This is a genomic window from Acinetobacter sp. DMC2 (genome assembly GCF_056314305.1).
Genome location: NZ_JBQUYP010000005.1, coordinates 20,440 through 45,153, shown reverse-complemented (window position 1 = coordinate 45,153; position 24,714 = coordinate 20,440). Strand labels below are relative to the sequence as shown.

The 24,714-nt window shown below is 40.6% G+C and carries 30 protein-coding genes and 2 pseudogenes; 22 read left to right on the top strand and 10 right to left on the bottom strand.

Translation table 11 applies throughout. The annotated features are described in order from the left end of the window. Positions 1 to 5: 5 nt before the first annotated feature. Both ACT53H_RS11535 and recG read right to left on the bottom strand, forming a co-directional pair. Positions 6 to 635 carry a ComF family protein gene (locus ACT53H_RS11535; RefSeq protein ID WP_312824239.1) on the bottom strand — a complete coding sequence of 210 codons (630 nt, stop codon included), beginning with the start codon at positions 633 to 635 and terminating at the stop codon, positions 6 to 8. Beyond that, positions 628 to 2,673, bottom strand: a complete 2,046-nt coding sequence (gene recG, locus ACT53H_RS11530; protein ID WP_004789653.1) for an ATP-dependent DNA helicase RecG — start codon at positions 2,671 to 2,673, stop codon at positions 628 to 630. The genes ACT53H_RS11535 and recG overlap by 8 nt, the downstream gene beginning before the upstream one ends. 20 nt (positions 2,674 to 2,693) lie before the next feature. Here recG and ACT53H_RS11525 point away from each other — a divergent pair, with 20 nt between their 5' ends. Together ACT53H_RS11525 and ACT53H_RS11520 are read left to right on the top strand one after the other, a co-directional pair. Continuing rightward, the gene (locus ACT53H_RS11525; RefSeq protein ID WP_151963912.1) at positions 2,694 to 3,509 is read left to right on the top strand and encodes an NAD(P)H-binding protein; all 816 of its coding nucleotides are present in this window, start codon (positions 2,694 to 2,696) and stop codon (positions 3,507 to 3,509) included. A gap of 79 nt (positions 3,510 to 3,588) precedes the next feature. Further along, the gene (locus ACT53H_RS11520; RefSeq protein ID WP_004789649.1) at positions 3,589 to 4,572 is read left to right on the top strand and encodes a putative solute-binding protein; all 984 of its coding nucleotides are present in this window, start codon (positions 3,589 to 3,591) and stop codon (positions 4,570 to 4,572) included. A gap of 46 nt (positions 4,573 to 4,618) precedes the next feature. On the opposite strand, the gene plsB is transcribed toward ACT53H_RS11520, so the two are convergent. Then, positions 4,619 to 7,186 carry a glycerol-3-phosphate 1-O-acyltransferase PlsB gene (gene plsB, locus ACT53H_RS11515; RefSeq protein ID WP_476009258.1) on the bottom strand — a complete coding sequence of 856 codons (2,568 nt, stop codon included), beginning with the start codon at positions 7,184 to 7,186 and terminating at the stop codon, positions 4,619 to 4,621. Between the two features lie 276 nt (positions 7,187 to 7,462). On the opposite strand from plsB, the gene ACT53H_RS11510 reads away from it, so the two are divergent. Beyond that, positions 7,463 to 8,335, top strand: coding sequence for an acyl-CoA thioesterase (locus ACT53H_RS11510; RefSeq protein ID WP_440203260.1), 873 nt, complete (start codon positions 7,463 to 7,465; stop codon positions 8,333 to 8,335). A gap of 106 nt (positions 8,336 to 8,441) precedes the next feature. Beyond that, positions 8,442 to 9,707, top strand: coding sequence for a dicarboxylate/amino acid:cation symporter (locus tag ACT53H_RS11505; RefSeq protein WP_151963948.1), 1,266 nt, complete (start codon positions 8,442 to 8,444; stop codon positions 9,705 to 9,707). Between the two features lie 44 nt (positions 9,708 to 9,751). Here ACT53H_RS11505 and ACT53H_RS11500 read toward each other — a convergent pair whose 3' ends face one another. The 7 genes and pseudogenes from ACT53H_RS11500 to ACT53H_RS11470 all read right to left on the bottom strand — a co-directional run bounded on the left by ACT53H_RS11500 (position 9,752) and on the right by ACT53H_RS11470 (position 15,920). Further along, positions 9,752 to 10,702 (bottom strand): metal-dependent hydrolase, encoded by a 951-nt coding sequence (locus ACT53H_RS11500; RefSeq protein ID WP_174738811.1) that lies wholly within the window; start codon positions 10,700 to 10,702, stop codon positions 9,752 to 9,754. A gap of 123 nt (positions 10,703 to 10,825) precedes the next feature. After that, on the bottom strand, positions 10,826 to 11,602 hold the full coding sequence (yihA, locus tag ACT53H_RS11495; protein ID WP_004789642.1) for a ribosome biogenesis GTP-binding protein YihA/YsxC: 777 nt from the start codon (positions 11,600 to 11,602) through the stop codon (positions 10,826 to 10,828). A 100-nt stretch (positions 11,603 to 11,702) separates the two neighbouring features. Continuing rightward, positions 11,703 to 12,140: an RrF2 family transcriptional regulator gene (locus ACT53H_RS11490; RefSeq protein ID WP_004789640.1), complete on the bottom strand. Its 438-nt coding sequence runs from the start codon at positions 12,138 to 12,140 to the stop codon at positions 11,703 to 11,705. An 88-nt stretch (positions 12,141 to 12,228) separates the two neighbouring features. Beyond that, positions 12,229 to 12,993 (bottom strand): globin domain-containing protein, encoded by a 765-nt coding sequence (locus ACT53H_RS11485; protein WP_004789638.1) that lies wholly within the window; start codon positions 12,991 to 12,993, stop codon positions 12,229 to 12,231. A gap of 2 nt (positions 12,994 to 12,995) precedes the next feature. Next, positions 12,996 to 13,108, bottom strand: a pseudogene (locus ACT53H_RS11480) (hypothetical protein); the annotation flags it as partial. A 30-nt stretch (positions 13,109 to 13,138) separates the two neighbouring features. Continuing rightward, entirely contained in the window at positions 13,139 to 14,686 is a 1,548-nt protein-coding gene (locus tag ACT53H_RS11475) for a helicase HerA-like domain-containing protein (protein ID WP_004789637.1), read from the bottom strand. Between the two features lie 43 nt (positions 14,687 to 14,729). Continuing rightward, on the bottom strand, positions 14,730 to 15,920 hold the full coding sequence (locus ACT53H_RS11470) for a PLP-dependent transferase (protein ID WP_004789635.1): 1,191 nt from the start codon (positions 15,918 to 15,920) through the stop codon (positions 14,730 to 14,732). A gap of 168 nt (positions 15,921 to 16,088) precedes the next feature. On the opposite strand from ACT53H_RS11470, the gene ACT53H_RS11465 reads away from it, so the two are divergent. From ACT53H_RS11465 to rplF, 18 genes and pseudogenes are all read left to right on the top strand, one after another. Continuing rightward, positions 16,089 to 16,817 carry a type 1 glutamine amidotransferase gene (locus ACT53H_RS11465; RefSeq protein ID WP_004789634.1) on the top strand — a complete coding sequence of 243 codons (729 nt, stop codon included), beginning with the start codon at positions 16,089 to 16,091 and terminating at the stop codon, positions 16,815 to 16,817. Positions 16,818 to 17,069: 252 nt separating this feature from the next. Beyond that, positions 17,070 to 17,381, top strand: a complete 312-nt coding sequence (rpsJ, locus tag ACT53H_RS11460) for a 30S ribosomal protein S10 (RefSeq protein ID WP_000070912.1) — start codon at positions 17,070 to 17,072, stop codon at positions 17,379 to 17,381. Positions 17,382 to 17,439: 58 nt separating this feature from the next. Continuing rightward, positions 17,440 to 18,078: a 50S ribosomal protein L3 gene (gene rplC, locus ACT53H_RS11455; protein WP_004639526.1), complete on the top strand. Its 639-nt coding sequence runs from the start codon at positions 17,440 to 17,442 to the stop codon at positions 18,076 to 18,078. 11 nt (positions 18,079 to 18,089) lie between these two features. Next, positions 18,090 to 18,692: a 50S ribosomal protein L4 gene (gene rplD, locus ACT53H_RS11450; RefSeq protein ID WP_003653663.1), complete on the top strand. Its 603-nt coding sequence runs from the start codon at positions 18,090 to 18,092 to the stop codon at positions 18,690 to 18,692. Beyond that, positions 18,689 to 19,009: a 50S ribosomal protein L23 gene (gene rplW, locus ACT53H_RS11445; RefSeq protein WP_003653662.1), complete on the top strand. Its 321-nt coding sequence runs from the start codon at positions 18,689 to 18,691 to the stop codon at positions 19,007 to 19,009. The genes rplD and rplW overlap by 4 nt, the downstream gene beginning before the upstream one ends. A gap of 11 nt (positions 19,010 to 19,020) precedes the next feature. Further along, positions 19,021 to 19,845 carry a 50S ribosomal protein L2 gene (gene rplB, locus ACT53H_RS11440; RefSeq protein WP_004789629.1) on the top strand — a complete coding sequence of 275 codons (825 nt, stop codon included), beginning with the start codon at positions 19,021 to 19,023 and terminating at the stop codon, positions 19,843 to 19,845. A 13-nt stretch (positions 19,846 to 19,858) separates the two neighbouring features. Next, on the top strand, positions 19,859 to 20,134 hold the full coding sequence (gene rpsS / locus ACT53H_RS11435; protein WP_001138119.1) for a 30S ribosomal protein S19: 276 nt from the start codon (positions 19,859 to 19,861) through the stop codon (positions 20,132 to 20,134). 11 nt (positions 20,135 to 20,145) lie between these two features. Then, positions 20,146 to 20,475 carry a 50S ribosomal protein L22 gene (rplV, locus tag ACT53H_RS11430; protein WP_004639524.1) on the top strand — a complete coding sequence of 110 codons (330 nt, stop codon included), beginning with the start codon at positions 20,146 to 20,148 and terminating at the stop codon, positions 20,473 to 20,475. Between the two features lies 1 nt (position 20,476). Beyond that, positions 20,477 to 21,293, top strand: a pseudogene (gene rpsC, locus ACT53H_RS11425) (30S ribosomal protein S3). Continuing rightward, positions 21,233 to 21,646, top strand: a complete 414-nt coding sequence (rplP, locus tag ACT53H_RS11420; RefSeq protein WP_002049688.1) for a 50S ribosomal protein L16 — start codon at positions 21,233 to 21,235, stop codon at positions 21,644 to 21,646. Before rpsC ends, rplP begins: the two are co-directional and overlap by 61 nt. Beyond that, the gene (gene rpmC, locus ACT53H_RS11415) at positions 21,646 to 21,843 is read left to right on the top strand and encodes a 50S ribosomal protein L29 (protein ID WP_000849928.1); all 198 of its coding nucleotides are present in this window, start codon (positions 21,646 to 21,648) and stop codon (positions 21,841 to 21,843) included. Before rplP ends, rpmC begins: the two co-directional genes overlap by 1 nt. Next, entirely contained in the window at positions 21,840 to 22,097 is a 258-nt protein-coding gene (gene rpsQ, locus ACT53H_RS11410; RefSeq protein ID WP_001291845.1) for a 30S ribosomal protein S17, read from the top strand. The genes rpmC and rpsQ overlap by 4 nt, the downstream gene beginning before the upstream one ends. A gap of 92 nt (positions 22,098 to 22,189) precedes the next feature. Then, positions 22,190 to 22,558: a 50S ribosomal protein L14 gene (gene rplN / locus ACT53H_RS11405; RefSeq protein ID WP_001982634.1), complete on the top strand. Its 369-nt coding sequence runs from the start codon at positions 22,190 to 22,192 to the stop codon at positions 22,556 to 22,558. A gap of 9 nt (positions 22,559 to 22,567) precedes the next feature. Then, positions 22,568 to 22,885, top strand: coding sequence for a 50S ribosomal protein L24 (rplX, locus tag ACT53H_RS11400; RefSeq protein ID WP_002116820.1), 318 nt, complete (start codon positions 22,568 to 22,570; stop codon positions 22,883 to 22,885). Between the two features lie 15 nt (positions 22,886 to 22,900). Further along, positions 22,901 to 23,437, top strand: coding sequence for a 50S ribosomal protein L5 (gene rplE / locus ACT53H_RS11395; RefSeq protein ID WP_004789621.1), 537 nt, complete (start codon positions 22,901 to 22,903; stop codon positions 23,435 to 23,437). 9 nt (positions 23,438 to 23,446) lie between these two features. Beyond that, positions 23,447 to 23,752 carry a 30S ribosomal protein S14 gene (gene rpsN, locus ACT53H_RS11390; protein ID WP_004789619.1) on the top strand — a complete coding sequence of 102 codons (306 nt, stop codon included), beginning with the start codon at positions 23,447 to 23,449 and terminating at the stop codon, positions 23,750 to 23,752. A gap of 11 nt (positions 23,753 to 23,763) precedes the next feature. Next, positions 23,764 to 24,159, top strand: a complete 396-nt coding sequence (rpsH, locus tag ACT53H_RS11385; protein WP_004789617.1) for a 30S ribosomal protein S8 — start codon at positions 23,764 to 23,766, stop codon at positions 24,157 to 24,159. Between the two features lie 13 nt (positions 24,160 to 24,172). After that, complete coding sequence (rplF, locus tag ACT53H_RS11380; RefSeq protein ID WP_005301272.1) at positions 24,173 to 24,706, top strand: 50S ribosomal protein L6; 534 nt, start codon at positions 24,173 to 24,175, stop codon at positions 24,704 to 24,706. The last annotated feature ends 8 nt before the right edge of the window (positions 24,707 to 24,714 follow it).

Here is a 24,714-nt window from a genome sequence, read left to right as displayed (position 1 = left end):
TCATTTTAACTGGTCAAAGTTGCCGCTAAACAAGCGGCATGGATGGATGTGCAACCTAATTGTTTAAGTGCTTGACTGAGCGCGTGAATAGAGCTTCCCGTGGTTATCACGTCATCAATAATAAGAACACGGCGATAACGCCGTTTTTCTTGAGAAATCGCAACAAATTGTTGCTCAATGTTCTCAAAGCGTTCCAGTCGAGAAAGCCCTTTTTGCGAATGCTCAGCAAGACGTTGTACTGGCTGCCAAACAGGTATTTTTAATTGTTTGCTTAAGATGTTTGCAAGTAACAACGACTGATTAAAACCACGTTCGATTAAACGTTGATTTGAAATAGGCATAGGAACAATAGCCTGTACCTTGGGAAATTTGAGTTGTTGTAAAATTTCACCTAACAAAATTTCATAATGTAATTTTTGTTCATATTTAAACTGCTGAATGATCCGGCTAACTGGATAAGCATAATCACAAGCCACAAGAACTGATTGATCATTGCGTTGAATTGTTTGTTTAAGCCAAGGTAAATGCTTCCAACAATCCTTACAGAGCGAATGTTTTTCTCGTACACCTGACTCACATAACAAGCAAGGTGAGAGCAATTGAATAAGATGCTGTGGGTTTAAGAAACTAAACATACGCGTAGCGAGGCGCTTCTGGAAGCCAACGTTTTAATAATGCATCTGCTTGTTCTGGATAATCTTTTAAGACTTGCTGAGCTACATAATGAGCTTGACTGAGTAAGTGATCATCTCGCTCTAAACGAGCAACTCTAAATCCCATATCCCCAGTTTGTTTCGTACCTAGTAATTCACCCGGCCCGCGTAACTCAAGATCTTTTTCTGCGATCACAAAGCCATCATTACTTTCTCTTAAAATAGAAAGTCTTTCTTGCCCATTTTGAGAAAGAGGCGTTTTATATAAAAGTACACAAAAGCTGGCTTGAGCACCTCGACCTACGCGACCCCGTAATTGGTGTAGCTGAGAAAGGCCTAAACGTTCAGCATTTTCAATGACCATAATAGAAGAGTTGGGAACATCTACCCCAACTTCAATGACAGTGGTTGCGATAAGAAGCTGTAACTCATTATTTTTGAACGCTTGCATGACCGACTGCTTTTCGTCAGCTTTCATTTTGCCATGCACTAAGCCAATGTTAAGTTCAGGAAAGCGTTCTTTCATTTCTTGATAGGTAGCTTCGGCGGCTTGAGCATCTAGAGTCTCAGATTGCTCAACCAATGTGCATACCCAATATGCCTGTTTCCCATCTCTACAATTCGAAGCAATTCGTTGAAGTACTTCTTCGCGACGATCAAGTGGAATCGTAACGGTTTGAATTGGAGTACGGCCTGGAGGCAACTCATCAATAATTGATGTGTCTAAGTCCCCATAGGCACTCATTGCCAGTGTTCTTGGAATAGGAGTGGCTGTCATGACGAGTTGGTGCGGGGTGAATTGCTCTGCACCTTTATTACGTAAAGCTAAGCGTTGATCTACACCAAAACGATGTTGTTCATCAATAATTACTAACCCTAATTTAGCGAAGCCAACATTGTCTTGAAATAAGGCATGTGTACCGACAATAAGTTCTGCGTGGCCTTCTTTAATCTGTTGTTCTGCTTGGGCACGGGCTTTGCCTTTTTGTTTGCCAGATAACCACGCAACTGTAATACCCAATGGTTCAAACCAACGTTTAAAATTCAAATAGTGCTGTTCTGCAAGAATCTCAGTTGGGGCCATTAATGCAACTTGCCAATCAGCTTCTAAAGCATGGCAAGCCGCTACAGCAGCAACTAAGGTCTTTCCAGCCCCAACGTCACCTTGTACTAGGCGCAGCATAGGTTGGTGTTGTTTTAAGTCATTTAGAATTTCTTTAGATACACGTTTTTGTGCATTGGTCATTTGAAAAGGTAAAGCTTCTAAAAGCTTTTTAGCTAATATTTTACTGCTTGAGAAAGCTGGAGATGCAATTTGGCGAATATACGCACGGCGATTAAGTAAACTAATCTGGTGTGCAACCAGTTCTTCAAAAATAAGTCGCTGTTGGGCTGGATGCGACCCTTGAGCCAACTGGAGCATATTGGCATCAACAGGAGGCTCATGAATGTAATACAAAGCCTCTTTAAGCGCATAGCCATTAGTATATTTTTTGGGGAGCAGCTCTGGTAAGGCATCACTATGATGCTTTAAAGCTTGTTTTACATATTCACGCAGTTTGGGTTGAGTTAGCCCATCCGTACTTGGATAAATTGCTGTAAGCTGAGTTTTTGGTAGAGGTGTATGTTCATGAATGAGCTGAATTTCGGGATGATACATCTCAAGGCCGCGAGCGCCGACACGAACTTCACCAAAAATACGTAAGCGATGACCCGGTTTTATTTTGTCAGTCAGGTTTTTATAAATATGATAAAAGCGTAAGGTAACTTTACCGAATTCATCTTGAACCAAGGCTGCCATAGATTTTCTTTTTCCCGGAGGAAAATCAATTGACCTGACTTCACCTTCAAGTAAATAGCTACGCCCAACCACAAGTTGATTCATTGCAATAATCGTACTGCGGTCTTCATAATCACGTGGCAGATGAAACAGTAAATCATCTGTGGTAAAAATATTTAGTTTTTCGAGTAGGGCTGCTGAAGCCGATCCAACGCCTTGTAACTGATGGACTGAAGTCATGTCCCCTCAACGAGTTTTCTATGCATATATTATTTATCGGTTATGGTAAAACATCTCAGCGTGTTGCTAAACAACTATTTGAGAAAGAACATCAAATTACCACAATCAGCCGTAGTGTAAAAACGGATAGTTACGCAACACATCTTGTTCAAGATATCTTTAAACTTGATTTAAGTAAAATTGAACCTGTAGATGTCGTATATATTTTACTTTCTCCAAATGAGAGTACAGTTGAGGGCTACCAACATACTTATGTTGATAGTATTGAACCGATTCGAGATGCATTAAAAATACATCCAGTAAAAAAAATAATCGTAGTGTCGTCTACACGGGTATATGGTGAAAATGCAGGGGAGATCATTGATGATTTTAGTGAAATTCAGCCAAATGATGCACAAGGCCATATATTGCGTGATATGGAACGCCTTTGGCAAAAACATTATCCAGTGCAATGTGTAATTGTTCGCCCAACTGGGATTTACGGAACTTCAGTTGCCCGTTTAAAAAAGATGGCTGAAAATAGTCAAAGTTATCCAAATATACATTATAGCAATCGAATACATATTGATGATTTAGCAAAGTTTTTGGCTTTTATGGCGGACTATGAAAATCATCACGCGAGCTATATTGTGACTAATAACCAACCATTGCCTTTGCATGAAGTTATCGTGTGGTTCCAAAAACAATTGGGGTTACCCGAGTTAACGTTAGAATCAAACCAAATCTCAGGTAAAAGAATTTATGCGAAACATTTGCCTGCAACGGGTTTTCAATTAGAGCATCCAATTTGCTTTAATGACTATTTATTATGTTTAAATGTTCATAGCACTAAATAAAATTTTGATTAAACTTTAAATAAGAACAGAAATACCTGATGAGGCAGTCAAATTGCCGATAAAGATAAAAAGGTTGAAAGTGAAAAAAATTTGTTTAGCTCTTATTTTGAGCGTAACAGCTGTTGCGAGTTGGGCCGAGGATCAGGTGTGGTGTGCATATGATCCGATTGGTTCCCAAGGGGATATTACACGTCGTTTAAATGACATTCGGTTATATGCTCAGCAATATCAAGTCAAATTTAAAGTGGTGACCTATCAAAAAGAACAACAGGCCATACAAGCTTTTGATGAAGGTAAATGTTCAGGTTTAGCGGCATCTAATTTTAATACTTATCGTTATAACCAGTTTATGGGAAGTACCGCAGGTATCGGGCTTATTCCTAATAATCGTACCGCGAAAAGCTTATTACAGCTTTTGAATCATCCAACAGTCGAAAAAAGATTAATTTCTAAGGATTATGAGGCTGTAGGGATGATTCCTATTGGCACGGCCTATATGGTTCTAAAAAATAAGAAACTCTCTAGAGTTGCTCAATTAAGAAATCAGCGTATCGGCGTGTTACCAAATAATCCACCACAACAAGCCTTGGTACGAAGTGTAGGTGCTCAGCCAGTTTATGTTGATTTATCTAATGCGATTATGCAGTTTAAGCAAGACAAAATCGATATTGTCCCAGCCCCAGTGTATGGGTTATTGCCGTATAATTTACAAAAAGAATTTGGACCCGATGTTCAAGTCATTAATTTTCCTTTGGCATATTTTGGCGTTAATTTAATTATTAAGCCACAAGCTTATCCGGCTAATTTTGGTCGAAAAATTCGAGGGTGGTTTGTTCAAAATAGCCAATTGCTGACTAACCGTGCAACCCAGTGGGAAAATCATCTACCTGCTTATTATTGGGTAGATGTCTCTTTTTATGAGAAGCAAAGTTATGACGTTATGGTTGCCAAAATACGTAATCAGTATGTCCTTTCAGGCTACTACGATGCTTATTTTGTTCAACTTATGAAGCGACTACGTTGTATAGATGATCCACGTTACTTTGAATGCCCAATGCGTTAATAAAATAAAAGGCAACCGAAGTTGCCTTTTATTTTGAGGAAAAATCTTAAGATTTTTTACGCTTTAAACGTCGTTTTGCTTGTTGAGATGCCATCGCTTCAAGTGCATCTTTTAGCTCTTCGTCGGTAAAGGTCGTGATGTGCTGCAACATTTGTAAGGTTACTTCATCAAGAACCAACTGTGCACCTGCAGCCATTTGACGGAAATTATCATCAAACTCGATTTGGCCTTGGTCGTTTGTGCGAATGTAATTTTGCTGTGTAAGAACTTTTAGGAAGCTTTGGAATAAAGCTTTGTCGAAGAACTCCGGTGAATTAAATTCATATAGAACTGACAAACGTTGTCCGAGCAAATGACTTAATTCTTCAACCTGTTTAGCAGAAATATTACCTGAACCACGTTGAGTAATGAGCGCAAGCGTCATGTAGTAACGCTCAAGACTTTGCTTAACAGGCGTAGCTAAAACAACAAGCTGATTATGCTCTTCAGTGTTTGGTGCAGAGCTAATTAAATTGCCTTCATCATCTTGCTGAATAAGGTTTGATTGAACCAATGCATTTGCATATTGCTCAATTTGTTCTTTAAGTTCGCTACTCTTCCATTTAAGGAATAACTCAGCTTTCAAGAATGGATAGAGCGTGTAGATAACATTGGTTAAATCTGAACGGCTAATTTTTCCATTATGTTCAACAAGTGATGCAACCAATGAAGGTAAGACAAAGGCGTGCAAAATGTTATTACGGAAATAGGTCAGAAGAACAGCTTGATTATCTTCAATCGCAATAATATCGCCTAGTGCATGCTGAACTCGTTTAATGAGTTTAAGCTTTAAACCATACGCAATAATTTCTTTACCAGAAAGCGGCGTTACTTCCATACGTTGGTCATATGGGAAGTTCGATGCTAGATTGCGGTAAGCTTCAAGCTGCTTAATACAAATTTCTTCATCAAGTGTATGCTTTGGAGTTGCAAGCAAAATAATAGAAAGTAAAGAGACAGGGTTAATCACCACAGCTCGGTTAATATTTTCTAAAATTGCATGTGCAGAGCTATTTACTGCATCTGAAACTGCTTGAGGAATTGGATCGTCATTTTTCTCTATAAAAACATTTTCTGCATTATGTTGTTTAAGCAGATCATCAAGGAAAACAGGTTCACCAAAGTTCACGTGGACTTTACCGAAAATGCGTTCAATTTTTCGTAATGTTTTCACAATACCAAAAATTGATTCAGCTTCTTTCGGTTTACCTTGCATTTCGCCTACGTAGGTCGAGCCTTCCATTAGGCGTTCATAACCAATGTAGGTTGGTACAAATACAATTGGCTTTGTACGGCCACGTAAATGACTATGAACCGTCATAGCAAGCATGCCAGTCTTAGGTGGCAATAGGCGTCCTGTACGCGAACGTCCACCTTCAATAAAGTACTCAAGTGGCGTGTTACGTGACAAAATACTATATAAATATTCTTTAAATACTGTTGTATAAAGGCCATTACCACGGAAAGAACGACGAATAAAGAATGCGCCGCCCCCGCGTAAAAGCTGACCAACGAAAGGCAAGTTCAGGTTATCACCCGCAGCAATATACGGAACCATAAGGCCACGTCTATAAATCACATAAGACAATAATAAGTAGTCAATATGGCTGCGGTGACAAGGTGTGTAAACTACTTCATAATCTTTTGCCAGTTCACGAACAGTGCTGAAGTTATGCACATCTACGCCGTCATAAAGCTGGGTCCATAAGCGCGTTAAAGCAAGATCGGCAAAGCGGACTGCTGAGTGTGAATAATCCGACACGATTTCATTGACATAACCAATCGCACGACGCTCAGCTTCGAGCATACTAACTTTCCCGCGAATACTTTCACGGCGGATTGCTTCTTGAACATCACGAGATTTGACAACTGACTGCATGACATTACGGCGATCCGATAAATCGGGGCCTAAGACCACTTCACGTTGACGATCTAAATAATCATTTAACGTACTTACAATATAAGTTGCTGGTGAAAGGTTTGGATAATGCTGTTGAGCATAATCAACCAGTTCACGTAACGATTGTGGTTCATGAAATTCTAAGTAAGATTGGCGGCCATGTAAGCCAATGTTCACCAATTGCTTAACTGTGCTCGGTGTAGCCCATGTATCTGAAAATAATAGCTTAAACCAAGAATCTTCTTTATCTGGTGAGCGTCCCCATAAAACGGTAACTGGAACAAGCTCTATATCAAGTTCAGGATTTTCTTTTAAGACTTCAATCAGTTTTAGTAAGCGTGGTGGAAAAGCATGAGGAGGAGGATTCAGTAAATTATTTTCATCATTGTGTTGTAAAAATAAAACTGATGCTTTTTCCTGATGAGTGCCAACAACTAATGGGTCTAACGCAGGTTTTAAATTTAAACGACGCGTTTCCCCATCAACCACCAAAGCATTGCTTCGAGAGTGGTTTTGTAAGACATAACACACCACTTTTTGGCGGTCGGTCTCTGCTTCTGTTGTTTCTGATACTGGTTCAGTAGGAACTTCCCCAAGAACATGTGGTGTTACCACGAGGTCAAGTATTTTACTCGAAAGCCGACGATACATTTGACCAAACCCACTCTTGGACATAAGAACTCCTACTTCTTAAAGACAAATCCCAGCACCAAATGCGGAGGGTAATTATTTTGAGGCATTTATTAAAAAAAACAATATGCTGATAGCTTATAAATTATAATGCTTTTGGCATATTTTATCGTTAAAAATCGTATTTTTAGCTGTTATATGAGCAATGTTCATCAGAAGTTGACTGATTGTTCCATGTTCAAATAGTTTTTTATGGCACAATAGATTCTACACATCTGTCCTTTAATACGATTTTTTACCTGAAATATGAAGGTATCTCTCATGAATGCGTTAACCCAAGAACTAGTCGAGCTGCTCACTTTAGAAAAGCTAGAAGAAAATATTTACCGTGGCATGAGCCGTAATCTTGTCGGTAAACGCGTCTTTGGTGGACAGGTTTTAGGTCAGGCTTTACGTGCAGCATCTTATACAACTGATCGCCCAGCGCATTCTTTACATGCATATTTTTTATATGGTGGCGATATTAATGCCCCAATTATCTATGAAGTAGACCGTTTACGGGATGGGAAAAGCTTTGTAAGTCGTCAAGTTCGAGCGATTCAGCATGGACGCGTTATATTTTCAGCGATGGTGTCTTTTGCCTATCCAGAAGAAGGTTTGAACTATCAACATCAAGAACCTGAGTATCCTGCACCGGAAACGCTTAAATCTGAAAATGAGTTAAAACAGGGTATTTTAAACTTTGTACCTGAAAATGTTCGTGCTAGTTTTATGCGTGAGCGTCATGTAGAAATTCGCCCAATTGATCCGGTAAACCCGTTTCAGCCGCAACCTGAAGCTCCCTATAATGCGCACTATATCCGCACCCATGACCGTATTCCAAAACAATTAGATGATATTGCCTTGCATCAAGCAATTGTTGCGTTTTATTCAGACTTTACCTTAATGACAACGGCTTTAAGACCGCATGGTTTAAGTTATATTTCTCCAAGTTTGCAATGTGCAAGTATTGATCATGCAATTTATTTCCACCGCCCACTTCGTGCTGATGAGTGGATGCTTTATGACATGGAAGCCACAGTGAGTGCGGCTTCAAGAGGTCTTAATTTTGGTCGTATGTGGCAAAATGGCCAACTTGTATGCAGTACCGTACAAGAAGGTTTAATTCGTTTGCGGGAAATTGAAACTCAATAGATCTCTTGAATAGCCATCTAATTAGATGGCTTTTTTATTTTTAATGGGAACGATGACAAAAAATTGCTCGTATGAAAAGCGAGCTCATGTCATATTTGCAACAGGATTGCCAACTGAAAAAAATAATGCTGATATGAACTTAAATACACAAATTCTAATTGCCGCCATTTTAGGTTTAGCCTTTGGTTTCCTACTCACCATGTATCCAGACACAGCTTTTGTAAAACATAGTTTATATGGGCTTGGAATATTAAGTAGTGTTTTTATCGGGCTTCTTAAAATGCTTTTGGTGCCTTTAATCTTTAGTTCGATTGTTGTGGGGGTATCAAACCTACAAGCGGGCGGACAGTTAGGGCCAGTCTGGAAAATCACATTTTTATGCTGTTTAACTACAACGACTTTAGCCCTAATTTTAGGTATTAGTTGCGCTCATTTATTTGAGGTTGGACGTGGCATAGATATTTCTATTTTTCAGACATCTATGCAAAATTATCAAGCACCAGATAGTTTAAACCCAGCAAGTTTTTTCACTAATTTTATTCAAAATACTTTAATCAATCCATTTAAAGCATTTAGTGATGGTAACGTTTTGGCTGTTGTGGTCTTTGCTTTATTCATCGGCGTTGCTTTGGTGCAGGGTGGTGAGCGTTTTAAAAGTATTCGTGTATTGAGCCACCAGTTCTTTGAAATGATGATGCTGCTTGTTGGCTGGGTAATGAAATTAGCGCCTTTGGGTATTTTTGCTTTATTAGCAAAGTTAATGGCAACTGAAGACATTTCAGTATTAAGTCGTTTGGCTGAGTTTGCAGCCGTTGTAACAGGCACAACTATTTTTCATGGTGCTGTTGTTTTACCACTACTGCTTTGGATTTTTGGTCGTATGAGCCCTTGGACTTTTTTCAAAGGGACACGTACAGCGTTAATTACAGCATTTGCAACGAGTTCTAGCTCTGCCACGATGCCACTTAGCATGAAGTGTGCGCAAGAAAACTTAGGGGTACGTCCTCAAACAGCGGGATTTGTTATTCCACTTGGTACTCAGTTAAACATGGATGGTACCGCTTTATACGAAGCAGCAGCTGCACTCTTTGTAGCAAATTTGGTGGGCTTGGACTTAAATCTCACACAGCAAATTATCGTGTGTTTAACAGCAATGATTGCATCGCTAGGTGCACCTGGAATCCCGAGTGCTGGCATGGTGACTATGATTATGGTTTTACAATCGGTAGGTCTACCAGCTGAAGCAATTGCCATTTTACTGCCAATTGATCGCCTATTAGATACGGTAAGAACGGTAGTAAATGTGCAAGGGGATATGATGATTAGTGTGGTTGTAGATCGTTATACGAAAGATAAAGATATCAGTGTTTAATCTCTTAATAAAAAAGCAGGATTTTAAATCCTGCTTTTTTGTTTTTAAGCGGCTTGAAGTTCTGCTCTTTTTGCTGCTGGAGATTGCGATAAATAGCTAACCGCATCTTCAGTGCTACCTTCTTTGACTGGATCATACCAAGGCATAAGGTAATCAATCTGCTGGGCAATTAGCCAGAATGGATTTGGTAGCACTTGGTTGTCTTTGCGACTAATCTTAAGCCATTCTAAAGCAACCCACACTGGGAAAAATCTAGATTTAGCGGCATCTGAAAAGCGTGGATCTTGTTTCATAATATGTGCAGCGCCGTCTACCCATAAACCAAGTACCAGTACAATCACTGCAAGGCTTAAATAGTAGCGTGGAATATAGCCACCCCCAAGATGACGATATAAATCAAAGGCTACTGTACGGTGTTCAATTTCTTCTGAACCATGCCATTTCACAAGATCGACCATTTCAGGGTCAGCGCCTAATTCTTCCCAACGCTTGTTGTATAGAGCATATTTACCTAATACACAGGTCATATGTTCAACAGTGGCAACAACGCCTAAACGGAATAAATCCCATTGGCCTTGTAAGAAATTTGGAACTTCTTTATCAAAAGGCTTATCTGCCAAAGCTGTCGTAAATAAATAGTTCATAATGTCCAGATTTCTCTGGATATCAATATTACGTACGTTTAAATATTCTTTGTTTGCGGAGGTGTGTGCATTTGCATGCATAGCTTCCTGACGGATAAATGCTTGTACATCCTGCTTGAGTTTTTCATCTGTGATTTGCGGTAAAACCTTGTTATACAAACGGCAAAACCAGAACTCACCAGCAGGCAAAATATTATTAATTTCATTAATAAAATAACTTGCGAAAGGCTGATTAGGAATCCAGTCGACAGGGGTATCTTTCCAGTCAAATTTCACTTTACGTGGAAGAATTTTATAATCAATAGAAGAACCTAAAGCCTTGTTCTTCAAAAAAGATAACAATTTCATCATTTAGTCCTGATTTTTAACTCGATGAAGTTATAACGAGTATAAAAAAAGCCCCTACATTTGTGTTTAGCAATAGGGGACAATTGAGTATAAATTTAATGAAAAAATTGTATCTGTTATGACAATTTAGCTTTCAGCATCTTCATCTGTCGCTTCAGGGATTGAATCGACATCAAATTCTGGTTGTTGATCAAGCGTAAAATGCAGACGTCCACCCATGACACTTGCAAGCTCTTCCAAACCTAATTTGTTAAGTGAAGAGAAAAGCTGAATGGAAAAATCAAGCTTCATTTTTTTAAGTTGTTGTTTAACTTCAAGCAATACTTTATTTGCAGGACCACGATTAAGTTTGTCTGCTTTCGTTAAGAGAATATGAACGAATAGATGACGCGAATAAGCCCACTCTAGCATCATCATGTCAAAATGCTGTAGAGGATGGCGAATATCCATAAGTAATACTAAGCCTTGTAAGCTTTTACGATGGATGAGATAGTTTTCTAATTCCTTTTGCCACACCTTTTTCATATCTTCAGGTACAGCTGCATAACCGTAACCTGGAAGATCGACTAAACGCTGATCTGGGTTACCTAGACTAAAGAAGTTAATCATCTGAGTACGACCAGGCTTTTTAGAAGCGCGGGCAAGTTGTTTCTGATTGGTTAATGCATTAATAGCACTAGACTTACCAGCATTTGAGCGTCCTGCAAAAGCAATTTCGTAGCCACTATCTTCAACACAAAGTGCCAATTTAGGTGCACTCATTAGAAACTCAGCTTGGCGTAACCAGTTTAGGGATTGCACAGCATAGGCTGTGATCGCCGGATCTGGTGCTTTTTCATAGCTGATCTTTTGCTTGGGTGCGAGTCTGGCTTTGGTGTCTTTCGATTTTTCACTACGACGCATAAAAAATAACTTTTTAAATGAGAGGGCTCGCGCCTAGTATAAAGGAGCTTGGGTATTCTTGCTAATTTTCAATAAATCAACTTATGAAAATCAATAGAGCTTAGATTTCTAAAAAGGCAATAGGGGAGTTAGCAGGAGCAGATTTTGATTGCTGCAAAACTTCTCCGAGTGTGTATTGGTCTAGACTTTGATAAAAGCTTTCTAAAGCTTGATCTAAAATACCTTTTAAACCACAGTGAGCACGGAGTACACAAGGCGGAGTATTGCATTCAACGATTTGATTGTCACCTTGTAATATACGAACAATTGAACCTAAATTTGAATTAAGTGCATCTGGATTTAAGCGAATTCCACCGCCTTTACCGCGAATGGTAATAATCCATTCTTGTTTGCCCATGAAGTGAACAACTTTAACAAGGTGGTTTTGGGACACATGCAAATCTTTCGCGATTTCTGCAATCGTGTAGGGTGCATCGCTTGGGCGTGCAACATACATTAATATTCGTAATGCATAATCGGTAAATTTATTAAGCTGCATGATCACCAAAAATGGAAGAGAATAAAAAGGATGATCATCTTAGCCTGAAAGTTTAAATAAGAAAACTTTCAGGCAAGAGGTTTTTACATTACAGCGTTAAAGGAGCTGAAACCTGTACTTGATCACCAACTCTGTAATGCTCAAGTAAAATGTTAGCTACCGAAAACTCAGTATGGTTTTCTTCAGGCTGAACTTCAAAATGATATGAGTTGTTTTCTTGAGCTTCTGTAAATTTAAAAGCTTTTGGCTGTTCAAGCTGTTGCTCTGGAACTTGTACTTTAACCGAAATAAAAGCATTTGCTGGTCCGGTTAATACGTCTTCATGATCTGTTGCTTTTAAAGTGAAGCGTTTGCCAGATTCAAGAGGATCAATTTGTGTAATTTCAAATGAACGCCAGCCAGCCCATCCACCTTTTAAGCTCTCAAGTTGTTCATATTTTTGTTTTTCAACGCCAATCAAGATATCTGCCAATTGTAGATAAGCCTGTTTCCATGCTTCGATAAGTTCTGATTCAAATGGCACGTTAAGTACTTCACTAATTGAATGAAGTAGGTTGTCACCAACAATTGCATATTGATCAGGCTGAATATCCAAGCTCACATGTTTAGTAGTGATACGTTCAACAGCTTTGGCTAGAACAGTAGGGTTCTCAATATTTTCTGCATAAGCAAGAACGGCAGCTGCAAGCGCACGCGGCTGACGTAAGCTAGTTTGGTCATCTAGGTTAAAAACATTTTTTAATTCGGGATTGTTATTCAACATACGCTTATAAAAGTATGTAGTCAGCGTAACACCGTGTTCACGTAAAACCGGTACAGTAGATTTAACAAGTTCAATTTGTTGTGGAGTCATGGCTAGACCTTATTTATCTGGCTATATAAGATGTATTTAAAATACATCTTTAAAAAAGTAATGGCAATAGCTTTTCGAGAAAAACCATAAAAAAATTAGGGGATATAAAATCCCCTTAAATTAACGTTATGTTATTAAATATTTTTTATTTACCAAATAAAGAGCCAAGTAGGCCTCGAACAAGTTTTTGACCTGTACTTCCTCCTAAACTGCGCGCAGCACTTTTTGCAAAAGTTCCAACAATATCTTGAGTGAGTTTGGCTCTTTCACGTGCTGCTCGTTCTTCCTCTTTTAATTGATCACGTGCCAATCTTTCTTGCTCTTTCGCTTGCTGTTTTGCTAGGGTTTCTTGCTCTTTCGCTTGTTGTTTGGCAAGTTCGGCATTTTGTTGCTGTTGTTCGCGTTCAGCCACTTTATTTTGTAGCATTTCATAGGCGCTATCACGATCTACAACCTGCTCATAAACGCCAGCAATAATACTTTGTGAGATTAAAGCTTGACGCTCTTCTGGAGTGATTGGTGTAAATGCAGAGTAAGGTGGCATGACCCAGCCACGCTCTACAATTTGTGGAGTACCTTGCTCATCTAGGCAGCTAATGAGCGCCTCACCAACACCAAGTTCAGTAATTGCTTCATCAACTTTAAAATTTGGATTGGCTCTGAAAGTGTCTGCTGCGGTTTTTACTGCTTTCTGATCTTTAGGGGTAAATGCGCGTAGGGCATGTTGAACGCGATTACCAAGTTGACCTAGAACACTTTCAGGTAAATCGAGTGGATTTTGGGTAATGAAATAAATACCTACTCCTTTAGAACGAATTAAACGTACAACTTGTTCAATTTTGTCTTGGAGTGCTTGGCTGGCATTGTCAAATAATAAGTGAGCTTCATCAAAGAAAAACACGAGTTTAGGTTTATCCATATCACCGACTTCTGGGAGCTGTTCAAATAGTTCTGAAAGCATCCATAAAAGGAAAGTGGCATATAGCTTAGGTGTATTCATAAGCTTGTCAGCCGCAAGAATATTAATGTAGCCATGCCCATTTGCATCGGTTTGAATAAAATCTAAAATATTTAAAGCAGGTTCACCAAAAAATTGCTCTCCACCTTGGTCGGCAAGGGCGAGTAAATTGCGCTGAATAGCACCTAGGCTTGCTGGAGATAAATTGCCATATTCCGCTTTAAACTCGGCTGCATGTTCACTCACAAAAGTGATCATGGCTTTTAAATCTTTAAAATCTACTAATAGTAGACCTTGGTCATCTGCAATACGGAATACAGCAGATAGCACACCCTCTTGAGTATCATTTAAATTGAGCATACGAGCCAATAAAATTGGCCCAATTTCAGAAACGGTAGTGCGAATAGGGTGGCCTTGTTGGCCAAATAAATCCCAAAAAACAACTGGATTAGCTGCGAAAGGAACGCTATCAATCTGCAAAAGCTTTAGTCGTTCATTAAATTTATCTGAAGCTTCTCCCGCTTTTGCGAGACTCGAAACATCACCTTTAGCATCGGCAAGAAATACCGGTACACCAATTCGAGAAAAACTCTCTGCTAGAACTTTTAACGTAACTGTTTTACCTGTACCCGTGGCACCCGCAATAAGTCCATGGCGGTTAGCAAACTGGGAAAGTAAAACAATTTCTTTGGATGTGTCATTAATATTTTTAGCAATAACAATCGGTGTACCCATATATTTTTATCCTGTGGTTCGAGTCACTATGATCTTGTCGTTTTTACAGTTGTTTCAGTGCATTTTCGATATCTTGTATTAAATCTTGTGGATCTTCTAGTCCTATACAGAAGCGAACTAATAATCCTTGTTGTAAATGTGTATTCTCAAGTTTTCTCATCATTTTTAAATCATAAAGCATAATCAGACTAACGGGTCCTCCCCAGCTAAAACCAAGCTTAAATAACGCTAAGGCATCGCAGAAACGACGTACGGCTGTAATGTCATATTCAGGTTTGAAAATAACACTGACTAGACCGGCACTTTGATTGTCTATGCAGATTTCTTGCCAATATTGATGGCCTGGGGCGGCCTCATCACTTGGATGTAGAACTTGTGCAAATTGAGATTGGTTTTTTAGCCATTTAAGTAAAGTTTGAGCATTGGCTGATTGTTGTTCATAACGTAGAGACATATGAGCAAGACTACGTTGGACTTGAGCTGCATCATCTCCTGAAACTGCAATACCTAAAATGGCATGCGTACGGAATAGGCGGTGATGAAGTTTCTCATCACGAGTTACAATGCTACCCATTAAGATGTCACCGCCGCCACTCGGATATTTGGTGAGTGCATGCACGGTTAAATCGACTGATAGATGTTCATCAGAAAAATTAAAAGCATTAAACGCAAGCCCAGCTCCCCAAGTGTTATCTAGAGCAGTTAATACACCGTGCTTTTTAGCTTTTTTGACTAGATTTTTAAGATCAGGAAATTCTAGAGTAACTGAGCCTGCTGCCTCTAACCACAACAGTTTGCTTTTTTCAGTTGGTTGAAAGCTTGAGGCGTCAATAGGGTTGTACACTTTGACAATAACGCCATATTGATTTTGCAGATAATTTAAATGCTCAAGGTTTGGTCCATAAATGTTGTCTGGTACCCATACTTCATCATCAGTACTTAAAAATGCTGAGTTCACAACATTAATTGCTGATAAGCCACTTGGTGCAAGTAAACAATGCAATCCACCTTCAATTTGTGCAATATTGTCGCCTAAGGTGAAGGTAGTGGGGGTGCCGTGTGTCCCATAGCTATAGTCGTAGTCATCCGTCCAATGACGATCAAAAAGGTGCGAAGTTGATTTAAAAATAATAGTAGATGCACGAAATAAGGGTGGTTGTACTGTTTCAATAAATTGCGGAGCCTTTCTTTGTGCATGAATGAGGCGAGTCTGGAAGTCGTTATGCTTTTTCATAGTGCTTTGCATTTCAAATAATAAAGTTAGATTAAGAGAAATTTAGATTCTTCGCTAGATTTACGAAGTTTTATAAGGCGTTTCGTTACAGTAGGCTCATAAAATAAAAACTTGGCTTTATTTTTGCAAAGACCACTACAACATTCTAACAACAATAGGTTTAAGCGCATGAAGTCGCATTTACGTGTTCACTATTTTCAACATATCGCGGGTGAGGGATTTGGAAGCTGTTATTCATTTTTAAAAGCCCACCACGCGACAATTAGCTCTACTGAGTTTTTTGCACTTCCGGTTGATCGGTCACTTGAAATAGAAGCTTTGCCTCGAATTGATGAGGTTGATTTACTATTAGTCATGGGTGGCACCATGAGTGTAAATGATGAGGCAAATTTCCCGTGGCTAAAGATAGAAAAAAGATGGTTGCGCCGTTATTTGGCAGCGGGAAAGCCAGCTATTGGTCTTTGTTTAGGGGGGCAGTTAATTGCTAATGCGTTAGGGGCTGCGGTAAGCCGTAATCGCTATCAGGAACTTGGATGGTCAACAGTTCAGAGAGTTGCGAATCTACCTCAAGAAAGCTTCCCATTACCAGAGAAAATAAAGGTGATGCAGTGGCATAGTGAGACATTTGAAATACCTAAAGGTGCTATACATTTGGCTGAAAATCAGGCCTGTCGCAATCAGATGTATCAGATTGGGAAAAATGTACTGGGTTTTCAGTTCCATCCAGAGATGACGCCAGCAGCTCTAGCGCTTTTACTTGAAGATGAAGAAGAGCTTTCTATTTTTGATGGAGAATATGTTCAATCTACGCGTGAATTATATTCTTCCGAAGCACAAAAATTTGAACAAGGTAATCAACTTCTAAATAAAGCGATTGAATTTGTAATAAGTGCTTAGTTTAGTTCCCAATACACGATTAAAGCAGGTTTTGTGGAGAAAATAGAAAAAGAGAATTGCATAAGACTTAAACAATCGTTATAATGAGCGACCCTCAATAGGAGGGGCATTTACTGCGAAGAAAGTGGTAAATGTGCATTACAGTCGTGGCATCGATCATGACCTTAGTGATTTTCACTGCCTTTGACACTTACCAATGGGTGAGATGCGTCAAAGGTGATTCTTTATATGTTTGGCTTGGAGTTTACTGGTATGTCTAACCAGAGAATTCGTATCCGTTTGAAGTCTTTTGATCATCGTCTGATTGATCAATCTGCTCAAGAGATCGTAGAAACCGCTAAGCGTACTGGCGCACAAGTTTGTGGTCCAATTCCGATGCCTACTCGCATCGAACGCTTCAACGTTCTTACTTCACCGCACGTTAACAAAGATGCGCGTGACCAGTACGAAATCCGCACCTACAAACGTTTGATCGACATCGTTCAACCTACAGATAAAACTGTTGATGCATTGATGAAATTAGATCTTGCGGCTGGTGTTGATGTTCAGATCGCTTTGGGTTAAGGCTTTCGGTTGATTAACTTTTAAGTTAATTAGGCCGCTTTTTTAGAGGTTTATGCACATGGCTATTGGTTTAGTCGGTCGCAAATGTGGTATGACTCGCATCTTTACAGATGCAGGTGTTTCTGTACCTGTTACAGTCATCGAAGTCGATCCAAACCGCATTACGCAAATCAAAACACTTGAAACTGATGGTTATCAAGCTGTTCAAGTAACTACTGGTGAACGTCGCGAATCTCGCGTAACTAACGCTCAGAAAGGTCACTTCGCGAAAGCTGGTGTTGCTGCTGGTCGCTTAGTTAAAGAGTTCCGTGTTACTGAAGCTGAGCTTGAAGGTCGTGAAGTTGGCGGTACTATTGGTGTTGATTTGTTCACAGTTGGTCAAGTAGTTGACGTAACTGGTCAATCAAAAGGTAAAGGTTTCCAAGGTGGTGTTAAGCGTTGGAACTTCCGTACCCAAGACGCTACTCACGGTAACTCAGTTTCTCACCGTGTATTAGGTTCTACAGGTCAAAACCAAACTCCTGGTCGCGTGTTCAAAGGCAAAAAAATGGCTGGTCACTTAGGTGATGAACGCGTAACAGTACAAGGTCTTGAAATCGTATCTATTGACGCTGAACGTTCTGTTTTAGTTGTTAAAGGTGCAATTCCTGGTTCAACTGGCGGTGACGTGATTGTACGTCCTACCATCAAGGCCTGAGGGGAAATACCGTGAATTTGAAAACTGTTTCCGGCTCTGCTGTTGAATTGTCTGAAGTTGCTTTCGGACGTGAATTTAACGAAGCTCTTGTACACCAAGTTGTTACTGCTTACTTAGCAGGTGGTCGTCAAGGTACTCGTGCTCAGAAGTCACGTGCAGACGTTTCTGGCGGTGGTAAAAAACCATTCCGTCAAAAAGGTACTGGTCGTGCTCGTGCGGGTTCTACTCGTAGCCCAATCTGGGTTGGCGGTGGTAAAACTTTTGCTGCTCGTCCACAAGATTGGTCTCAAAAAGTAAACCGTAAAATGTATCGCGGTGCAATGCAATGTATCTTAGCTGAACTTGTTCGCCAAGATCGTCTTGTATTAGTTGAAGAGTTTGCTATTGCAGCTCCAAAAACTAAAGAATTGCTTGCAAAGCTTGGCGATTTAAATGCCGCTCGTGCATTGATCGTTACTGAAGCTGTAGATGAGAACTTATATCTTGCAGCACGCAACCTTCCGCATGTAGATGTGGTGGATGCTACTGCAATCGATCCTGTAAGCTTGATCGCGTTTGATAAAGTTGTGATGTCTGTAGCTGCTGCTAAGAAAATTGAGGTAGAACTCGGATGAACAACGAACGTATCTATCAAGTCCTTAAAGGACCAGTCTTCTCAGAAAAGGCACAAGTTTTAGGTGATACTGTTGGCGTTCAAGTATTTAAAGTAGATATTAATGCTACTAAACTTGAAGTTAAAAAAGCAGTTGAAAAACTTTTTGGTGTAGAAGTTGTTAAAGTTAACACTACTATTACTAAAGGTAAAACTAAGCGCTTTGGTAAAACATTAGGACGTCGTTCTGATGTTAAAAAAGCATACGTCACCCTGAAAGCTGGCCAAGATGTTGAAATGGCTGACTTGGGCGATACCGCTGAAAGCGCAGCGGAATAAGGACGAAAATTATGCCGATTCAAAAATGTAAGCCAACGTCTCCAGGACGTCGCTTTGTAGAGAAAGTGGTTCATGACCACCTTCACAAAGGCGCGCCTTACTCACCGTTGGTTGAAGCAAAAAAACGTACTGGTGGTCGTAATAATAACGGTCACATTACAACTCGTCACGTTGGTGGTGGTCATAAGCAACACTATCGTATCGTTGACTTTAAGCGTAATAAAGACAGCATCCCAGCTGTTGTAGAGCGCATTGAATACGATCCTAACCGTACAGCACATATTGCTTTGTTGAAATATGCTGATGGTGAGCGTCGTTATATCATTGCTCCTAAAGGCTTACGTGCTGGCGATAAAGTACAATCTGGTAACGATGCTCCAATTCGTCCAGGTAACTGCTTGCCACTTCGTAACATGCCTATCGGTTCTACACTTCATAACGTTGAACTTAAAATTGGTAAGGGTGCGCAATTAGCGCGTTCTGCTGGTGCTTCTGTTCAGTTATTGGGTCGTGATGGTTCTTACGCGATTGTTCGTCTTCGTTCAGGCGAAATGCGTAAAATTCATGTTGAATGCCGCGCTGTAATTGGTGAAGTTTCTAACCAAGAAAACAACCTTCGTTCATTGGGTAAAGCTGGTGCTGCGCGCTGGCGTGGTGTTCGTCCTACCGTACGTGGTATGGCGATGAACCCAGTTGATCACCCGCACGGTGGTGGTGAAGGGCGTAACAAAGGTATTCAACCTGTAAGCCCATGGGGTCAAAAAGCTAAAGGGTACAAGACACGTACCAATAAGCGTACGACTAAGATGATTATTCGCGACCGTCGCGTCAAGTAAAGGAATCTGACTAATGCCTCGTTCTCTGAAAAAAGGCCCATTCGTCGATGCGCACTTGTTCGCTAAGGTTGAAGCGGCTGTTGCTAGTAACTCTCGCAAGCCGATTAAAACTTGGTCTCGTCGTTCGATGATCCTTCCAGATTTTGTTGGTTTAACAATTTCTGTTCATAATGGTCGTAATCACGTTCCAGTAATTGTTACTGAGCATATGGTTGGTCATAAACTCGGTGAATTCGCGCCAACTCGTACCTATCGTGGTCACGGTGTTGACAAGAAGTCTAAACGTTAATAGGTGTCATGATGGAAGTAACTGCTAAATTACGCGGTGCCGCTATCTCGGCACAAAAGGCACGTTTGGTTGCAGATCTTATTCGCGGCAAATCTGTTGCGCATGCTTTGAATATCTTAAACTTCAGCAATAAAAAAGCTGCTGTTTTAGTAAAAAAAGCATTGGAATCTGCGATTGCAAACGCTGAACACAATAACAGTTTAGATGTTGACGATCTTAAAGTTTCTACGATTTACGTTGATGAAGGTGTTAGCCTTAAACGTATTATGCCACGTGCTAAAGGCCGTGCAGATCGTATTACGAAGCGTACTTGTCACATCACCGTTAAGGTAGGGGTTTGATATGGGTCAGAAGGTTCATCCAATCGGTATCCGCCTAGGTGTTGTGAAACGTCATAACGCTAACTGGTATGCGAGTCCGAAACAATACGCTGAATACTTGCTTAAAGATCTTCAAGTTCGTGAGTTTTTAACTAAAAAACTTAAGAATGCGATGATCAGCAACATTCTTATCGAACGTCCATCAGGCGCTGCTAAAGTAACAATTAGCACAGCTCGTCCTGGTATCGTAATCGGTAAAAAAGGCGAAGATATTGAGAAATTACAGCGCGAACTTACCAGCATTATGGGTGTTCCTGCGCAAGTAAGTATCAATGAAATTGATCGCCCAGACTTAGATGCGCGTTTAGTTGCTGAAGCAATCGCTTCTCAATTAGAAAAGCGTGTAATGTTCCGTCGTGCTATGAAGCGTGCGGTTCAAAACACTATGCGTGCTGGTGCTAAAGGTATCAAAGTTGAAGTGTCTGGCCGTTTAGGTGGTGCAGAGATTGCTCGTACGGAATGGTATCGTGAAGGTCGTGTACCTTTGCATACATTACGTGCAGACATTGACTATGCAACTATGCGTGCAGAAACAACTTACGGTACGATTGGTGTTAAAGTTTGGATTTTCCGTGGCGAGATTTTAGGTGGCATGAAACAAGTCATGAACCCTGCTCCTGCTGAAGATCGTCCAGCTAAACGTGGTCGTGGTCGTGGTGAAGGTCAAGAGCGTCGTGGTCGTCGCGGTGACCGTGCTGCTGACAAGGGAGAATAATCCATGTTGCAACCTAAACGTACCAAATTCCGTAAGGTGCACAAAGGCCGTAATACTGGTCTAGCGCATCGTGGTAGTACAGTATCATTTGGTTCGATTGCAATCAAAGCAACTGAACGTGGTCGTATGACTGCGCGTCAGATTGAAGCTGCACGTCGTACTATTAGCCGCCGTATTAAGCGTGGTGGTAAAATCTTTATTCGCGTATTCCCGGATAAACCAATTACTCAAAAGCCTCTTGAAGTGCGTATGGGTAAAGGTAAGGGTAGCGTGGAATACTGGGTTTGCCAGATCCAACCAGGTAAGATCCTGTACGAAATTGAAGGTGTGAACGAAGAATTAGCGCGTGAAGCATTTGCTTTAGCTGCTGCTAAACTTCCGTTTAAAACCACTATCGTGACTCGGACGGTAATGTAATGAAAACTAAAGATTTACGTGAAAAGTCGGTAGAAGAGTTGAAAGCTTTGCTTGATGAGCAACAGCTTAACCAATTCCGTCTTCGTATGGCGAAAGCAACTGGTCAGTTGGGTAAATCGCACGAAGTGCAAGTTGCTCGTAAGACAATTGCTCGTATTAAGACACTCCTTACCGAAAAACAGGGGAACGGACAATGAGTGAAAAAACAGTCCGCACGTTAACCGGCAAAGTCGTAAGTGACAAAATGGATAAATCTATTGTTGTTCTTATTGAACGCCGCGTTCAACACCCGTTGTATGGCAAGTCAATTCGCCGTTCAACTAAGTTACACGCTCATGATGAGAACAATGTCGCTAAAATTGGTGATGTTGTGACAATCAAAGAAAGCCGCCCAATTTCTAAAACTAAAGCTTGGACTTTAGTGGAAGTAGTTGAAGCAGCTGCTGAGTAATTCGACGTTCTTGTTGCATCATCGGTCAATTTCGAGTACTCTTTGAGCCTTTCGAAATTGTGACCGGTGATGCTCGGTTTTGGAGTAGGGCAATGATTCAAACCGAAACTATGCTCGACGTAGCAGACAACAGTGGTGCTCGCCGCGTACAATGTATTAAAGTACTTGGTGGTTCACATCGTCGTTATGCTTCTGTTGGCGACATTATTAAAGTTACTGTAAAAGAAGCAATCCCACGCGCACGTGTTAAAAAAGGTGACGTGATGAATGCGGTTGTAGTTCGTACTAAATTCGGCATTCGTCGTCCAGATGGTTCTGTGATCCGTTTTGATGATAATGCTGCAGTTATCCTGAACAACAACAAAGCTCCGATTGCTACTCGTATCTTCGGACCAGTGACTCGTGAACTTCGTACTGAACAGTTCATGAAAATCATTTCATTGGCTCCTGAAGTTCTATAAGAGGCAATCATGGCTAAGATTAAAAAAGGCGATCAAGTTATCGTGATCGCAGGTAAAGAAAAAGGCAAACAGGGTACTGTATTGTCTGTTTCTGAAGACCGCGTTAAGGTTGAAGGCCTTAACTTAGTGAAGAAGCATCAAAAGCCGAATCGTGTAACTGGCGCTGAAGGCGGTATCGTTACTCAAGAAGCTTCGCTTCATATTTCAAACGTGGCAATTTTAAATGCTACAACCCAGAAGGCTGACCGTGTTGGTTACCAAGTGATTGATGGCGTGAAAACTCGCGTTTATAAATCAAATGGTGAATCAGTGGCGGTAGCGAAGTAATAGGTTGAAAAGGCAATGGCCAGACTTAAAGCACGTTACAATGATGAACTTAAAGCAAAGTTAAAAGAAGAACTTAGCATTAAGAACGTGATGGAAATTCCACGCATCACAAAAATTACCCTAAACATGGGTGTAGGCGCAGCTGCAACTGATAAGAAATTATTAGATGGCGCTGTAGTCGACATGCAATTAATTGCTGGTCAAAAACCAGTAATTACACTTGCTCGCAAATCTATCGCTGGTTTTAAAATCCGTGACGGTTGGCCGATTGGTTGTAAAGTTACTTTACGTGGCGACCAAATGTACGAATTCTTGGACCGTTTGATCTCAATCGCAATCCCTCGTATCCGTGACTTCCGTGGTTTCTCTTCGAAATCATTTGATGGTCGTGGTAACTACTCAATGGGTTTGAAAGAGCAAATCGTTTTCCCTGAAATCGATTTCGATAAGATTGATCGTATTCGTGGTATGGATATTACTATTACTACGACTGCTCGCACCGATGACGAAGGCCGTGCGCTTATGCGTGCATTCGGCTTCCCGTTCAAATAAGAGGTCGATATGGCTAAGAAAGGTATGGTTAATCGCGAATTGAAACGCGAAAAAACAGTTGCTAAATACGCTGCAAAACGTGCTGAATTAAAAGCTACGATTGCAAACGTAAATGCAAGTGAAGAAGAACGTTTCGAAGCGATGTTAAAGTTACAAGCGTTGCCACGTAATGCATCTCCGGTACGTCTTCGTAACCGTTGTGGTTTAACTGGTCGTCCTCATGGTTACTTCCGTAAGTTCGGTTTAAGCCGTAACAAATTACGTGACACAGTAATGCAGGGTGATGTACCAGGCGTTGTTAAGGCAAGCTGGTAAGGAGCGACTAAATGAGTATGCAAGATACCGTTGCCGACATGCTAACACGTGTTCGTAACGCACAAATGGCTAAGAAACAAACTGTTTCTATGCCTTCTTCTAAGTTGAAAGTTGCAATTGCAAACGTACTTCAACAAGAAGGTTATGTTTCAAATGTAGAAGTTGCTCAAGAAGAGACAAAATCTACTTTGACAATTACTTTAAAATATTTCGAAGGCAAACCAGTTATCGAAATGGTTAAGCGCGTAAGCCGTCCAGGTCTTCGCCAATACCGTGGTAAAGATAAACTTCCAAGCGTTAAGCAAGGTTTAGGTATTGCAATTGTTTCTACAAGCAAAGGCATCATGACTGATCGCGCTGCACGTGCTGCGGGCGTTGGTGGTGAAGTTATTGCTTTTGTTTCTTAATAGGTGATTCCTCATGTCTCGTGTGGCTAAAGCCCCAGTAACTGTACCGAATGGTGTAACAGTTACTCAGAACGGCCGGCAGGTCGAAGTGAAAGGCAGCAAAGGTACGTTGTCTTTCAACCTGCATGCGCTGGTCGAGCTAAAACAGGAAGAAGGTAAACTTCAACTTGCTCCAGTTAAAGAATCGAAAGATGCTTGGATGCAAGCTGGTACTGCTCGCGCTGTATTGAATAACCTTGTAAAAGGGGTTAGTGAAGGCTTCGAACGTAAGTTGCAGCTAGTTGGTGTTGGTTATAAAGCTGCGGTTAAGGGTACTGTTGTAAACCTTAACCTTGGTTACTCACACCCAATTGACTACGCTTTACCTGAAAGTGTAACAGCGGAAACTCCAACTGCAACTGAAATCATTTTGAAATCAGCAAACAAGCAGTTGTTAGGTCAAGTAGCGGCAGAAATCCGTGCGTATCGTGCTCCTGAACCATATAAAGGTAAAGGTGTTCGCTATTCGGATGAAGTCATTCTTCGTAAAGAAGCTAAGAAGAAATAAGGCGCGAG

Excerpts from the sequence above, each read along its gene's own strand:
- ACT53H_RS11535 (WP_312824239.1), bottom strand. The coding sequence starts at position 635 with ATGTTTAGTTTCTTAAACCCACAGCATCTTATTCAATTGCTCTCACCT.
- recG (WP_004789653.1), bottom strand. The coding sequence starts at position 2,673 with ATGACTTCAGTCCATCAGTTACAAGGCGTTGGATCGGCTTCAGCAGCC.
- ACT53H_RS11525 (WP_151963912.1), top strand. The coding sequence starts at position 2,694 with ATGCATATATTATTTATCGGTTATGGTAAAACATCTCAGCGTGTTGCT.
- plsB (WP_476009258.1), bottom strand. The coding sequence starts at position 7,186 with ATGTCCAAGAGTGGGTTTGGTCAAATGTATCGTCGGCTTTCGAGTAAA.
- ACT53H_RS11510 (WP_440203260.1), top strand. The coding sequence starts at position 7,463 with ATGAATGCGTTAACCCAAGAACTAGTCGAGCTGCTCACTTTAGAAAAG.
- ACT53H_RS11500 (WP_174738811.1), bottom strand. The coding sequence starts at position 10,702 with ATGATGAAATTGTTATCTTTTTTGAAGAACAAGGCTTTAGGTTCTTCT.
- yihA (WP_004789642.1), bottom strand. The coding sequence starts at position 11,602 with ATGCGTCGTAGTGAAAAATCGAAAGACACCAAAGCCAGACTCGCACCC.
- ACT53H_RS11490 (WP_004789640.1), bottom strand. The coding sequence starts at position 12,140 with ATGCAGCTTAATAAATTTACCGATTATGCATTACGAATATTAATGTAT.
- ACT53H_RS11485 (WP_004789638.1), bottom strand. The coding sequence starts at position 12,993 with ATGACTCCACAACAAATTGAACTTGTTAAATCTACTGTACCGGTTTTA.
- ACT53H_RS11475 (WP_004789637.1), bottom strand. The coding sequence starts at position 14,686 with ATGGGTACACCGATTGTTATTGCTAAAAATATTAATGACACATCCAAA.
- ACT53H_RS11470 (WP_004789635.1), bottom strand. The coding sequence starts at position 15,920 with ATGAAAAAGCATAACGACTTCCAGACTCGCCTCATTCATGCACAAAGA.
- ACT53H_RS11465 (WP_004789634.1), top strand. The coding sequence starts at position 16,089 with ATGAAGTCGCATTTACGTGTTCACTATTTTCAACATATCGCGGGTGAG.
- rpsJ (WP_000070912.1), top strand. The coding sequence starts at position 17,070 with ATGTCTAACCAGAGAATTCGTATCCGTTTGAAGTCTTTTGATCATCGT.
- rplC (WP_004639526.1), top strand. The coding sequence starts at position 17,440 with ATGGCTATTGGTTTAGTCGGTCGCAAATGTGGTATGACTCGCATCTTT.
- rplW (WP_003653662.1), top strand. The coding sequence starts at position 18,689 with ATGAACAACGAACGTATCTATCAAGTCCTTAAAGGACCAGTCTTCTCA.
- rplB (WP_004789629.1), top strand. The coding sequence starts at position 19,021 with ATGCCGATTCAAAAATGTAAGCCAACGTCTCCAGGACGTCGCTTTGTA.
- rpsS (WP_001138119.1), top strand. The coding sequence starts at position 19,859 with ATGCCTCGTTCTCTGAAAAAAGGCCCATTCGTCGATGCGCACTTGTTC.
- rplV (WP_004639524.1), top strand. The coding sequence starts at position 20,146 with ATGGAAGTAACTGCTAAATTACGCGGTGCCGCTATCTCGGCACAAAAG.
- rplP (WP_002049688.1), top strand. The coding sequence starts at position 21,233 with ATGTTGCAACCTAAACGTACCAAATTCCGTAAGGTGCACAAAGGCCGT.
- rpmC (WP_000849928.1), top strand. The coding sequence starts at position 21,646 with ATGAAAACTAAAGATTTACGTGAAAAGTCGGTAGAAGAGTTGAAAGCT.
- rpsQ (WP_001291845.1), top strand. The coding sequence starts at position 21,840 with ATGAGTGAAAAAACAGTCCGCACGTTAACCGGCAAAGTCGTAAGTGAC.
- rplN (WP_001982634.1), top strand. The coding sequence starts at position 22,190 with ATGATTCAAACCGAAACTATGCTCGACGTAGCAGACAACAGTGGTGCT.
- rplX (WP_002116820.1), top strand. The coding sequence starts at position 22,568 with ATGGCTAAGATTAAAAAAGGCGATCAAGTTATCGTGATCGCAGGTAAA.
- rplE (WP_004789621.1), top strand. The coding sequence starts at position 22,901 with ATGGCCAGACTTAAAGCACGTTACAATGATGAACTTAAAGCAAAGTTA.
- rpsN (WP_004789619.1), top strand. The coding sequence starts at position 23,447 with ATGGCTAAGAAAGGTATGGTTAATCGCGAATTGAAACGCGAAAAAACA.
- rpsH (WP_004789617.1), top strand. The coding sequence starts at position 23,764 with ATGAGTATGCAAGATACCGTTGCCGACATGCTAACACGTGTTCGTAAC.
- rplF (WP_005301272.1), top strand. The coding sequence starts at position 24,173 with ATGTCTCGTGTGGCTAAAGCCCCAGTAACTGTACCGAATGGTGTAACA.